Raw genomic sequence first — 13,733 nt, 5'->3', positions numbered from 1 at the left:
GAAGGAGTGTGGAAAAGATGAATTCCGTTGAACAGAGAGTCAGAGAGATTATTACAAGCCATGTTGATGTTTCTGTCGATATGGACAAAGTGAAGAACAACAGCTATCTCGATACGATCGGCGTAAACTCCATTAATTTTATTCGATCCGTGCTCGATTTGGAAAGCGAATATACCATCGAATTTGATATTGATATGCTAGGATTCGACAGCTTTGAGACCTTCGGCAATCTGGTGAAATATGTGGAACAGAAGATCAGTTGAAGTATTCAGCGGTGGGGAGATTAAATGGATAAGGAACATCTGAATGTGGCCGTCGTAGGGACGGGACCCTGGGGGAATCAGCACCTGATTTCCTTCGATCGAAACCGGCATACGAAACTGTGTGCCGTGGTCGGTAGGGATGAAATAAAGACGAGGGAAATCGCCGGACGGTATAACATTCGTCCTTACACCGATATCCGCGAGATGTACCGCAGTGAGAAGGTCGACCTGGTCAGTATCTGCCTGAACGGAATGCATAATTATTTGGACACGCTCTATGCAATCCGGCAGGGAGTGCCACTACTGATCGAAAAGCCCTTATCGTTCTCTCTCGCGGAAGGAGAACGGTTATTACAGGAGATCGAGAGGACGCATACCTTTGTCTCGATCAACTTCATGCACAGATTTGGCAAACCTGTGCAGTATGCCTATAAAGCGATCCAAAAAAACAAGCTGGGCGATCCTTTGATCGTCCTGTGGAAGCTTGAGCATCAAGGCAGCTGCGCGGATCACGAATACCGAAATCTTATCGAGAGCCAATGCCACGGGTTGGATCTGATTGAACATTTGTGCGGTGAGATTGAATCCGTTATGGCCGAGATGACAAATGTGACGCAAAAAGGGTGCTCCTCGCTAAGTGTGGCGTTTAAGCTGAAGAACGGGGGGGTGGGGAGTCTTGTTGGTTCTTATGACTCCATTGATTTTTACCGGCCTTCCCAATTCATGGAAATTACAGGAACAAAAGGAAAAATAAGGATAGAAGACTTCGTGAAAAGGTACAGCTTCCAGAGCATGGGAAGCGAAGATCTAGTAGAGTGGCGTCCTAGTCTTTTTAATTCCGTTGATTGTGATGTGATTTACAACCTGGACAAGCACATTAACGAAATATGCAAAGCCCTTGTGCTTGGTAAGGATCCTCCCGTTAAGGCGAGCCACGGCTACAGAGTATTGTATCTGGCAAACCGAATCATAGAATCCTTTGAACGAGGAGTGCGAGTGCTGGTCTAGAACCTTGAGAACAGGCGTTAGTCCATTGAAACACAGGGGGTAAGGATGGAACTTCTCATACCAGTAAGTTTAATCGATCATGACGACGCAAGAAATTGCACCGAGGAGTCTTTGGCCACCATCGCCTCCTTTCTTGGTAAGGATCACATGCTGATGTACAAAGACGCCTGGCACTTTGCTTATGTCACCCACGATCTGGGAGCCGGACCTTACATGTTCGGTCCTTTGCTGAAGCATGACGAAAAGATTGGCCATAACCTCGAATATTTGGCCCAGTACCACGGTATCCGATTTCATTACCTTAAGAAGTCTACGGAACCGGATATTTCCGGTTTTGTCATGGATGAGCTGAAGGATTCCCGGCCCGTTGCCTTGGATATCGACGGCTTTTGGTGCCCGTGGATCGCGGAATATCAAACCAAACATATCGATCATGGTATTGTCATTTCCGGTGTTGATCGTTCCCGGTGTAGCTTCATTTGTACGGACAGCTTCTACGGTAAAAATGGGGTGACTCTACCCTTTAATCACTTGGACAATGGGCTGCTCGGAGTCTACAGATACGAACTGACCTCGTCCCAGATATATCGCTACGAGCAAATCGGTGCCGATATACTGGCGAACTACGAGAAATACGGATCTCTGGAATCGCTGGAGGAGTTCACTGCGGATTTCGGCCGGTATTTCGACTTTGCCACAGAAATTGAAGGTGTACCCGGCTATGACGTTTCACTGTTCTATATTAACTTTGACCGCTATCGGAAGAACAGAAACAAAATGTCCAAGCTACTTGCTTTTATCGCTCACCGAAGCCAATCCGAAAAGATTCATGGGTTGTCCACGGACATGCATGAGATTTACAGGAGCTGGGATATTTTCCATAAGTACATGCTCAAATTGTACCTATCCGGTAAATTTGATGGGGTTAAGGAGAAGGTGATCCGTTATCTCAACGACATTTTGGTCAAGGAAACGCAGTTCTACGAGAAATTAAAACATGCGAATACTCTATTTAACTACTTGTAGGAGTGAGAAGCAATGCAACAAGCGGAGATCGGACTTATTGTAAGGGAAATTGTGAATGAAGTGGCCGAAGCTAATAGGGAACCATTGAGCTTTGATTTTATGAAGTACGAACTAAGCGATTACACCCTTAACTCTATTACTTTCGTTATGCTGATTGTGCGGCTGGAAGGAGAATTCGATATCGAATTCGACGATGATTATTTGAGTCTGGAACGATTCTCCACCTTTGACGATTTCGTCCGGCTCATTTCCGAAAAGCGGCACGAGCAGGTGCTTTGATGAGAGGTATGCATAAGGGAACCTGTACTCAAATGTATATGATGCAAACACGGTTCGATGAGCTGGAGATAGACGAGACCTTTTTGTACGGCCGGTTGCAACTCGGCGAAATTCGGTCCCTGCCTGAGAGAAGGCGGAGTCTGTTTGCCAGATGCCTGTTGTATTATGTGCTGGAGAAGGACTGGGGTATTGGCGACATAGCGCTTGTCAACGGAAGATTTGGTAAACCGCACTTAAACGGTGGGCATGGGGTTCAGTTCAATATCAGCCATTCGGGTGATTGGGTGTGCTGCGCCGTCAGTCCGGACGTAGTGGGTGTGGATATCCAGGTCGTTCACGAGTTGGATTTGGAGATCAGCCAGCGTTTTTTTATGGAGGAAGAACATGCCTTTATTTTATCCGGGGAAGATCCTGTAAGCAGAACTTCCAAGTTCTTTGACATTTGGAGCTGCAAGGAAGCTTATATCAAAATGCTGGGATACGGCCTAAATAAGCCGTTAAACAGCTTTGAAATTAGGCCGAGTATGGAGGATGGCTACTGTGTGCACGATGAGTTGGCGGTGGAGGACTGTCGTTTGTATCTACAGAAGTATGAGGAGGTTTACAAGCTGGCCGTCTGCTACAACACGCCTGAGCTTGTAATGACTGTAGAGGATCATTCGGTGGTGCTCGCGTTCATCTCGGGTAAGTATGGCGGAAAGCAAACAACAGTATTATGAGGTAAGGGAGGCCAAACGTTTTGGAAACCGTTCAAAAGTCAATCCCGGATATGGATATTCCTTATTATATCCCATGTCTATATCCTTTGATCAATATGTGGTTGAACGCCAACCGGTATGATATTGGTATTAATCTTCTGACAAATCACGATCTACTGAGCGTTCCGACGTTCGCCCTGGACCGAACGGATCTTAGAGGCGAAGTATACATGTGGGACGTTCAACGGCTAGGACGCCAGTATTTACAGACAAAGCTGGGTTTGACACTGGAGTTTATTGAAATCGAAGAAAGTGCAAAGCAGGATTACCTTCATCGCTATCTCAAGCAGGACAACTGCCTGATTATGGGTGGAACGACGTATCATTTGCCACAATCCAAGGATTATCACAGCCGACACTTCGTGGATAACATTGTCCGGGATGGCCGCTTGATGCTTATGACGCATTGGCTTGCCGTTACGGGTGGTGATTTTACGTCATATCAACTGTATGACCCGGTCCCAAATAAATTTCAGGGAGATATCGACGGTGATAATTTGATGCAATTCTGGAAAGGTTTGAGGTATATCCCGGAAATTAGCGAGTTTGAGGATGTAAAAGAGCAGTTGGTCAACGGAGTGTGCCACGTCCATATGGACAAAAAACGACTGCCGGACAAACAAGTACTGGCCCGGGATATTTTGCGTGAAATCATACAGATCCATTACCATCGGGGCCCGGTACGGGAAGGCAATCGAGATTTTTACTACGGCATTAATGCCTTGCAGCAATTAGGCTCATTCTACCGGGACGCAATTACGCAGGTTTTGGATGTTCAGGAGAGAGAAGCGCTGTGGAAATGTTTTTTCGACCTGAAATTCAGTTTTCATTTTCTCAGGCTGTTGTTCGAAGAATTCAGCGAAGTGGAGGACGCCCTTCTAGTAGAGAAAATTAAATCAGACCTGGATGAACTGATCGTGAACATTATTAAGCTGTCAAGCATCATGCAGGCCAACCGTATGCGGGGAAAACATGAGAATTATATTCAAAGCAAAGTGGAGAAAAGTCTGGAACAAATAATGAAGAGTCAGAAATCGCTGCTGCTTCTCATGGAGGGATTGTGACCGACTGGTAGGAGAAATCATTAAAATCGGGACGGGGGTTGACAGGTGGAAGGCGATCTATTTCTGTTTTTTATGCAGATCAGTATTCTGCTCTTAGCTGCGCTTAGCCTGGGCGGACTAGCCAGAAGAATCAATCTTCCGGCAATTATCGGAGAATTGCTCGCGGGTATTTTACTCGGTCCAAGCATCATGGGCCTTCTACCCGAAACGTATTCGAAAATGTGGGGGTTTACCGGAGGCGTTTCCGAGCCGCTGAGTTATTTTACCCAGTTTGCGATGTTGTTTTTTATGTTTTATCTGGGCCTGGAAATTGAACTGAAGCATTTCTTCAATAGCCGGAAGACGATTATCATAACAAGCGTGTTAAGTCTGATTGTTCCCATGTTGATCGGAATTGGAATCATTTTTGTCTTTTCCGAAGTTTTCACTTCCGGCTCGGGAAATCTGCATCCGGTTTATCTCGCCGGGTTTATGGGTGTGGCGCTCTCCATTTCTGCCTTGCCGATCATTCTGAAGATTTTGTCGGATCTGAACATTCTGAATACACGGACTGGTTCGATCATAGTCGGATCGGCGATCATCAATGATTTGATCGGCTGGAGTCTATTCGCGGGCGGTATCTTCCTGATCTCGCAGGAGAATCGGTCGGGGCTTCAAATTGCAACCCGGATGCTAACCATCGTGACGTTTCCCTTTATTATGGTGCTGGTCTTCAAATGGCTAAAGTCGTTCATCAATCAGCAGCTGACACGTGTAAAGGGAGCGAACATTGGCTTTGTTATTTTTCTGGTTGTCCTGATCGCCGCATTGGCTGAAAAAAACCATGTACATCCGTTTTTCGCTGTTTTTATAATGGGTATTCTGTTCAAGCATCAATTCTACAACGACACTATTAAAACACTGAAAGGTGGCTTGTCTTCGATTTGTACGTATTTTTTTTCGCCCTTGTATTTCTCGACGATCGGCCTAAAGGCCAACTTCTTTCAGGATTTTGACCTCCAATTGGTATTGATTATTGTTGTGTTCGCCTGTATAGGGAAAATTCTCGGATCCTCGGTCGGTGCGCGTCTGGGAGGGTTGCGCTGGAACCAGGCACTGACGATCGGATTGGGACTGAACGCCAGAGGAGCCGTGGAAATAATTATCGCCTCGATTGCGCTTGAAGCCCAGGTCATTGATAGGAGAATTTATGTCAGCCTGGTTATTATGGCCATTGTGACCTCGATCGGCAGCGCCCTTGGTCTGAAGCTGATCTACCGAACCCCAGCCGTAACGATTCTTCGCCCGGCTGCAAGCCCGCATCCGCTTCCTCTTGAGGAATGATTTCATAAAAAGTGTATGTAGAGTCCCCATTCACTCTCCTTATTATGAACAAACCGTAGATGATCACGGAAACCGGTTACCAGTGGGAGATTAATCTACGGAATGAGACCGTGTTAACCATTGCGAACGGATATATCGGTCTGAGTGGAAGCTGGACGATCCACTCGGTGAGCCGGACCTACCTGAATTGATTCTAAGGCACGGTTCCCATCACTTACGTGGAAGAAGCCTACTGTTATTCCGAAAATAACCAATATATGTTGAACGTAATGAACATCAAGAATGTTGAAATTTATATTAATAGAGAGAAATGCAGTTTGTTCCCCGGTAAGGTTCATTCACACATACGGCGGCTGGATATGCGGCGTGGATCCGTGATCCAGAAACTGGAGTGGGAGACGATAACCGGGAAACGGGTGGAAATTGTATGGGGGGATGGCCTCAACGGATATGTTACAAGCTTTAGCTATGGATGACTGGTATTGTTCTGTTGGTGCTGCACTTTAATACAACATTTTTGTGCATGAATGCCAAAGAAAAATCCTTATTCGCAAGAAATTCAGGACTTCTATTAGAGATATTCTCTGGTAGAAGTCTTATTTTGTTAAGTGCGGTATTGAATATCGCGTTACAAACAAAAAATTTGTTATATGAATTCTACTTTGTGATATTTGACGAATGTCCATAGTAGAAATGCTTGTTAAGCAAATTTAATGTAAGAGATGAAGCCCGTTAGAATCTTATTTGGTTATTATGGATATTCATCTGAGTTTTCTTTGAGAGAAGCATTTAAAGTAAAGATTGATGCGATGCATACATAAGTCCCCTATATGAGGGGGAATGGAACTGCTATGGTTTAACAACGCATAACTCATTTCTGAATCTTTTAGACCTTTAACAGATTCATCTCTAGGCTATTTGACAAACGGATAGAGGGTAAGAGTGTTCATAAAAAATTACAAGTATTTGTATTAAATCTTCTAACGAATACATCGGAATAAAATATTGGGTTTTAGACAATAATGGTTAGTATGGAAACAATGAAGTGTGTTTACCAAACTAATATGTAGTATAACTATTATTTGTTTTTTGGCATGTTCTTTGTGAAATCAAACTAGATTCATAAATGTACTAAGGGTTCACTATTAGATCGTAGCTTAGAGTTCCTGAAAATTAAACTGACATCCGGCATCAAAGAAGTCTGTTTTAAAATATGATAATGAGGTTAATTGGTTACATATAATACTTCTAGAGACGCATGACAGACCTGTTAACCTGTTATGCGTCTTTCTGTATTGAAAGGAGGAGGATTGAATGACAAATTCTGTATACAAAATACATCTAAATCGACTTAGAGATGGAAGAGGACAAGGAAGAGGAGCAGACTACATTCCTTTCATTCAAGCAAATGATAATAAAGTAGCATCCGAAGGATGGTTAACCCGTACTCCAGGCTGGCATTCAAACCGGATACATCATACGCTGTATAAATATGGGTATCAGTATCTGCTAGTATAAGAATGGGAAGGACAAGTTACAGATTGAGTGGGAGCCCCTCATTTAAAATCGATACTAAAAGGAAATCAATACGGTGGATTGGAATCATGACGAACGGTGATCCAGGAGCCGGTTCATTTTTGGTGTTAGATTATCGCTTGGTTCTTAAATTTTTAGATCAAAAATACTTAAATAACTGAAATGAGCTTATTGTAAAATTGAAGAAATAATAACTCCTGTGCCTCTTCCGCTGCCCTGGTTGGATCATCTCGTTCGGAAATAAAATGAGCACCAGCTTCACTTAAATATCTGGAAGCTACTTCTCTAGCTTCTTTGTCAATATTCTCAAATTGGGAGCCAAGTGCTCTTTGTGCGTTTCCAAAAAAAATGTGTATTCTCCGCTTTGTGGCTCTTTTTGAAAGTAAGGCATATAAATGAAAGGCTTCATTTTTTCATTCCTTTCTGAAGAACTTAACGAAATTGTATGTTCGTGATGTCTTCGTGAAATAATTACGAATATATAGAAAATAGTTTAAATTGAAATAAATGGGTTAAAGATTAATAATAACACCTCAGAATAAACATAAACAACTTGAAGGTAACGGCTTCGCCCTTTTTAAGGGCGAGGCCATTAGTTGTTTGAATATGGTATCAAAAACTGGGGGGTTAATATATGTCACGCCGAGCTTCACGCATAGTTAAACTTCAAGAGAACTATATTAAAAAAGGTAGGGGTCAAGGAACTGGAGATCAGTACCAACCCTTTATTCAAGCACACGACAATAAAGTGGCATCTGAGGGATGGATAACAAGGCATAAGGGGTGGAAGACCAAAAGAATTCACCATACCCTATCAGAACATGAAAGAAAATATCTCTACTACTGTGAATGGCTAGATAGTGTTATTGATATAAGAGAACAATACCCTCTTCTTCCTCTGGAAAGAACTATAGAGATATCTAACTGATTAGGTATCCAACATGCCCATGTTGATGGTTCCCCTGTCATAATGACTACTGACTTTATGCTCACTATACGAACTGCTAATGGACCTACCCCTGCAGTCAGAACAATTAAACCCTTACATAAACTAGATACGAGAACTTTAGAACTATTTGAAATTGAAAGAAGATTTTTTGAAGAACTGGGAATAGATTGGTGCATAATCACTGAAAATAGAATTCCTACTACATTGGTCGCTAATGTTGAATGGATGAGCGAGGCCAGATACCTTGATACACGTCCGGGGATGGATGAGGAGCTGCTATTGCTTGTCTCTGAAGTTTTGATACAAGTCTTACTGAAAGATTCATGCATAACACCGGTTGGTAAACTGTGCCTGTTGACTGATCGAGATATTGGTTTACAGCCAGGTACGTGCATGTTTGTTTTGCAACATATGTTAGCTAATAAAAGATGGAAGTGCGAGATGAATAGTAAAATCATTCGGGAAATGGAACCATTAGAAGTTTCACCAATAGAAAAGCCGTTTGTGAATATTAATTTAGCTTAAATCCTTGAGGGGAGTATGGAGTATGCTTATTGTTCAGAATACGATTATTGAGCGGTTGAATGATGAAAATGAAACAGTGGCCTTACTTAGAGTGTTATGGGTATGGGAAGAAGAAAATTATATTGTTGTTATAAACATTGATAGTTCTCATGAGATAGAGTTACCCTTTTTTCTAAACTATGAAGATCTGGTAAAAGAAATATCTGAACAAAAGAGTCGAATAAGCACAATGGAGACTGATTTAAGGTTGATTTCACCTGAAGATTCTTATCTGGAAAAATATAAAGATAGTAGAGATAAAAGATGGGAAATCATTAAAGACATCGTTACCCAAGAACCGGATATTTATATATCTGAGTCAAGGGGAAGGTTGATAACAAAAGCACATCTAAAGTCAGGTAAAGCAAAAAAAGTGATAAGGGATTATTTGAAAAAGTATTGGTTTTACGGAAAAATGAGAAATGGATTATTAGATAATTATTTTGATTGTGGAGCTCCTGGAAGAGAGCGAACATACCAAAATAAACCGGGAGCTCGCTCTCAAGATGGGAATACTTTTTTGATCACTGAAATGGATAAGAAGATTTTTCTCTCTGCAATCCGCTTGTTCCATATTAGAAAGAATATGGATATTAAAACTACTTATGAGCATATGTGTGAAACATTCTACAAACGTGGCTTCTATAGGAAATTTGGTGTTAGAGTGCCTATAGTAAACCCTGAAAAATCCCCCACACTTCGTCAATTTAGATATTGGTATCAAAAAGATACTTCATTTTCAAAAAGGTACGCAAACAGACATGGAAAACGTAGAGCGTCAATTGATGTAAGGCCCTTGCAAGGGAATGCATCTGAAAGAGCTACTTCCATTGGTGCTTTATTTGAAATCGACTCCACGCCAGCAGATATTTCATTAGTTTCATTTGATCGGAAAACAATTCTGGGAAGACCAACTCTATACATTGTAATAGATGTATTCAGTCTTCTTGTGGTAGGGTATCACGTAAGTTTGGCACCACCGTCCTGGATTGAAGCTATGGTTGCACTAGAGAATGCTGTAACTAATAAAGTTGAAAACTGTGCCAGATATAATATGCAAATTGAAGCGGAAGAGTGGCCGTGTCATTATTTACCCCGGAAATTAGTCTGCGATAGAGGAGAATTGAAAGGGAAGAATGCAGAAAAATTCGTGAATCTTGAAGTTGATGTTCTAAATGCACCGTCCTACCGGGGAGATTTGAAACCATTCGTAGAAAGACGATTTAGAATTACAAATGAGACAATTAGGCAGTTATTACCTGCAGGTATTGGTCCTAAGCCACTTGTTAGAGGAGACAGAGACCCCGCTAAAGATGCAGCACTTACTATTGAAGAATTCAATCAGTTTTTAATAGTTTTCTTTTTGACGTATAACAAGAGTGCCCTTAATCGCGAATATCTCCCAACAAAAGAGATGTTTGAAGAAGGTGTAGAATTAACACCACTCAAAGTTTGGAATTGGGGGAGCGGAAAAAGACTTCTTCATGAAAAATCAAGAAACCTCATTCGATATAACCTAATGCCGCGGGAACAAGCGAAGGTTTCAAGATTCGGAATTGAGTTCAAAGAATTATGCTATACCTGTGAGATAGGAATAAAGGAAGGCTGGTTTGAGGAAAAAGGGGTCAAGGGTAGCAAGTATATAGAGGTTACTTATGATCCTAGAAATTGCAGCAGTATTTACTATACACATAAAGATGGTAATTTAATTCAATGTATACTTACTTCAAAATATCAAGAATATAACGATCTGCACTTTGATGAAGTATCTCTGATCATGAAGTATCGAAAGGAACAAATTAAGCTGCAGGAACGGAATGAGAAACAACATAATTCAGAGCTACATGCATTTTCTCAGGCACTTACTAGATCTGCAACGATCGAAACAAAAAAAGAAACCGCGGAAATGAGCTTTTATGCAAAACAAAAGGATAAACGTGAGCATAGAAAAGTAGATAAGGGAAGATGGGGGGCAACTTATGCTTGGACTAATACCAGTGAGGGCAGTGAAAAGAATCAAGATGCAGATCCAGGAAGATTAATTCAACTAAATCAAGGCTCAAAGATCGAAGAAACGGGAAACAGTGATTTTTACGACGATGCACAGACGCTATTTTCAAGGCGAATAAGTGAGAGGAGGGTAAAACGTGAACTTGATGAATGAAGAATATACTAACTTAAAAGGCACCCACTGCATGGCTAGCTACATTACTCAAATCCTTCCTCAAAACCAGGGCAACCCGTTTATTGAGGCAATACCAAACCGGTTAAACGAAGAAGAATTTATTGATGCACTACATTCTGTACCTCCTTTAATTGATGATTATGAATTATTAAGTATTGAAGATAGATTAGAGTTTGTTCAACAAATAAAACCAAGTTTTTGGCTTCCATATCCTGCACACTATGATAAGTATAGAAACTTATACACTATGATAAAAATAGGTTACCAATCAAGAAATCCGATGCATGCTATGTATAATAGGCAGTTGGCCGTAGGATGGGACAAGATTTTTAAGGCTGGAATAGATGAGAATGGTGCAAATTTAGCAGGGAATGTACAAACAGCTCAAAGTCATGTGGAAATTGCTATCAGTGGATCAGGAAAATCAAAAGTATATGAAAGAATGTTAACTCAACTATTTCCTCAAGTTATACATCACTCTGAATATAATGGTCGGAAGTTACCGTACACACAAATCGTGTGGATGAAAATTGAATGCCCCTTTAATAAATCAGTGGGTGCTTTATGTAAAAACTTTTATTACGAGGTAGATCGGCTATTGGGGACAGATTTCTACGAAAAATTCGGCGAAAAAAAGGGGAGATTAGATACACATGCTAGAAGAATGATAAAAGTCGCTACTCAGATTAACCTTGGTGTACTGGTTATCGATGAAATACAAAAAATTCAAAAAGCTTATTCCGGTGGTGAAGAAGATATGATTGATTTCATCACTGAATTAGTTAATACAATAGGTATTCCAACGGTTTTAATTGGCTCTTATAAAGCCTTGTATTTATTTAATAATTCATTGGCAAATACCCGCCGTGGTATACCGGATGAATTTTCTGAGAATATAACAGGATACATGTTAAAAGAGAGTTGGGAGTGGAGAGAATATATTCATAATTTATGGGATAGTCAATACACAAAGACATTCACGAAAATGACTGAAGAGATTTTGGATACTATGTATTACCACAGTATGGGGATTCCGGATATTGCCGTTAAGCTATTCATGCATGTTCAGTCCAGGGCAATTGTAAACGGGGGTACAGAGACAATCACAGTTAATCTCATAAATGAGGTTGCAGGAAGAAGTTTGAGACTACTACAGCCTATTTACCAGAAGATACGAAGTGGAGATACGGAAGGGTATAATCAATTAGAAGATATCCAACCTGATTGGCTTCCATTAAGAGGATATATTCAAGAAGCAAGTCATCGAATAAAGGTTCATGGAAATCTGATAGAACAACAACAAAGGGCTCTGCAGCAGAGGAATAAAAGTGAGTTACTTGAGAAATTAACATCTTTCGCATTTCATATTGTTAAATCAAGAAGTGTTGCGGAAACTCTTGCTAACCAGGTCTTTGAAGCTAGCGATGGCAAAGGTGATATTGATAATATGTTTGCTGGATTGGCTCGATTAGCTTTAGCTATAAAAGCACCTTATCAGGGAGAGGAAGCGCCTATTTCTACTGAAAGCCTACCGCAACAAAAAAAGCCGCGAAATAAGAATAAGCCGGCTCTGGAGGAGAAGGACATTCGTTATGTGGTTAAGGTTGGTCATCAATGAGGGATGACTACAGAAGAAGCGCTTGAAGAGCGTGGACTTATCAGAGAATGTGATGAATTAAATGATTTTGTCCTGAGAGGAAGGATTTCATGAGTCGTATTCTTATGTTTCCAGAACCCTTTCCTGATGAGGACTTCAGGAGCATTATTTTTAGATATCATGTGCGTTCAGCTAATGCAGATTTTTCTGAAAGTAAATTTGAGCTTTTTGGTACAACTTCATACAAACAAACAGTTTTCCCTAGAAGACTTAATTATTTATTGGGAAAACTACCTATAGGCAGTACTCTTTCAAAAGAGTTACTTTTATACAATCACACATGGTATGGCCTCTATAAGGTTTTTTATATGCCTGAACGTTTTAATAGAACTCTGAAGATTATTAACGGTGAGAGTGGGAGGAAAAGTGAATTTGACGGTTTTTCTCATAGGATGGCTCAATCAATCTTATCTAAAGATATAAAATACTGCCCTGTATGCGTGAATGAGGATGAAGAGATGTACGGTGAAGCTTATGTGCATAGAGGGGACCAAATAGACTTTCTTATATCATGCCCTCAACATAATGTATTGTTAGAGAATAAATGCGCTGAATGTGGTGAAGCCTATGCACACTCAGAGTCGGGAATCCTTTTAAGATCTAAATATTGTGGCTGCGGGAGTAAGATGAAAATAGTAAGGGTGGGGAGTTCTGGCGAGATTGTAAAATTTCAATGCGAAATTTATAATGATCTAGTCATATTAAGAGAGCGGCATTTGGATGTCAATGTTGATATTCTATATCATCAGTTAATAGGATATTTATATAGAGAAAAGTATATCGGAATAACGGGTAAAATTCATAAAAAAATATTAATTAAAGATTTTTTAACCCACTATTCTATTGAGAAACTTAATGGAATAAATATTTCAAAAGATAATATTTCAACTAACCATTTCAGAACACAATTCCTTAATCGGGTTTCAATGTCCAACTTCATTGGGTTCTATTTACTTTTAATTCGCTTTTTAGAAAGCTCATTACAAAAGTTTTTTTAGCTAAGACGGAAATATCATCGAAAATATTTTTCGGTAATGGTCCTTGGACTTGTCGAAATACCGATTGTGTAAATTATAATATCCCCTTAATAAAAATGTGTGTGAGAAAAATAGACAACTGCG

13 protein-coding genes are annotated in these 13,733 nt (G+C 40.6%); all 13 read left to right on the top strand.

The window, feature by feature from the left end; all coding sequences use genetic code 11:
- Positions 1-17 precede the first annotated feature (17 nt).
- The gene (locus NST58_RS29165; protein WP_076193997.1) at positions 18-263 is read left to right on the top strand and encodes an acyl carrier protein; all 246 of its coding nucleotides are present in this window, start codon (positions 18-20) and stop codon (positions 261-263) included.
- Between the two features lie 24 nt (positions 264-287).
- Positions 288-1,271 carry a Gfo/Idh/MocA family oxidoreductase gene (locus NST58_RS29160; RefSeq protein WP_076193999.1) on the top strand — a complete coding sequence of 328 codons (984 nt, stop codon included), beginning with the start codon at positions 288-290 and terminating at the stop codon, positions 1,269-1,271.
- A gap of 45 nt (positions 1,272-1,316) precedes the next feature.
- A complete protein-coding gene (locus tag NST58_RS29155; RefSeq protein ID WP_076194000.1) occupies positions 1,317-2,297 on the top strand; it encodes a hypothetical protein in 981 nt (326 codons plus the stop codon).
- A 12-nt stretch (positions 2,298-2,309) separates the two neighbouring features.
- Positions 2,310-2,576, top strand: a complete 267-nt coding sequence (locus NST58_RS29150) for an acyl carrier protein (protein ID WP_076194001.1) — start codon at positions 2,310-2,312, stop codon at positions 2,574-2,576.
- Positions 2,576-3,295: a 4'-phosphopantetheinyl transferase superfamily protein gene (locus tag NST58_RS29145; RefSeq protein ID WP_076194002.1), complete on the top strand. Its 720-nt coding sequence runs from the start codon at positions 2,576-2,578 to the stop codon at positions 3,293-3,295. Before NST58_RS29150 ends, NST58_RS29145 begins: the two co-directional genes overlap by 1 nt.
- Before the next feature lie 20 nt (positions 3,296-3,315).
- Entirely contained in the window at positions 3,316-4,398 is a 1,083-nt protein-coding gene (locus tag NST58_RS29140) for a hypothetical protein (protein ID WP_076194003.1), read from the top strand.
- A 45-nt stretch (positions 4,399-4,443) separates the two neighbouring features.
- Complete coding sequence (locus NST58_RS29135; RefSeq protein WP_076194004.1) at positions 4,444-5,721, top strand: cation:proton antiporter; 1,278 nt, start codon at positions 4,444-4,446, stop codon at positions 5,719-5,721.
- Between the two features lie 59 nt (positions 5,722-5,780).
- The gene (locus NST58_RS29130) at positions 5,781-5,912 is read left to right on the top strand and encodes a hypothetical protein (RefSeq protein WP_256716575.1); all 132 of its coding nucleotides are present in this window, start codon (positions 5,781-5,783) and stop codon (positions 5,910-5,912) included.
- A gap of 1,123 nt (positions 5,913-7,035) precedes the next feature.
- A complete protein-coding gene (locus NST58_RS29125; protein WP_076194010.1) occupies positions 7,036-7,239 on the top strand; it encodes a hypothetical protein in 204 nt (67 codons plus the stop codon).
- A 952-nt stretch (positions 7,240-8,191) separates the two neighbouring features.
- Positions 8,192-8,731 (top strand): TnsA endonuclease N-terminal domain-containing protein, encoded by a 540-nt coding sequence (locus NST58_RS29120; RefSeq protein ID WP_256716578.1) that lies wholly within the window; start codon positions 8,192-8,194, stop codon positions 8,729-8,731.
- 22 nt (positions 8,732-8,753) lie between these two features.
- Positions 8,754-10,934, top strand: a complete 2,181-nt coding sequence (locus NST58_RS29115; RefSeq protein ID WP_339245102.1) for a Mu transposase C-terminal domain-containing protein — start codon at positions 8,754-8,756, stop codon at positions 10,932-10,934.
- On the top strand, positions 10,927-12,573 hold the full coding sequence (locus tag NST58_RS29110) for an ATP-binding protein (protein WP_256716577.1): 1,647 nt from the start codon (positions 10,927-10,929) through the stop codon (positions 12,571-12,573). Before NST58_RS29115 ends, NST58_RS29110 begins: the two co-directional genes overlap by 8 nt.
- Before the next feature lie 89 nt (positions 12,574-12,662).
- Positions 12,663-13,610 (top strand): TniQ family protein, encoded by a 948-nt coding sequence (locus NST58_RS29105; protein WP_339245099.1) that lies wholly within the window; start codon positions 12,663-12,665, stop codon positions 13,608-13,610.
- Positions 13,611-13,733 lie beyond the last annotated feature (123 nt).

Source organism: Paenibacillus sp. FSL R10-2796 (assembly GCF_037965315.1).
Lineage (GTDB): Bacteria > Bacillota > Bacilli > Paenibacillales > Paenibacillaceae > Paenibacillus_AQ > Paenibacillus_AQ odorifer.
The sequence above is the reverse complement of the archived record's forward strand: the minus strand, read 5'-3'. Positions and strand labels throughout refer to the sequence as shown.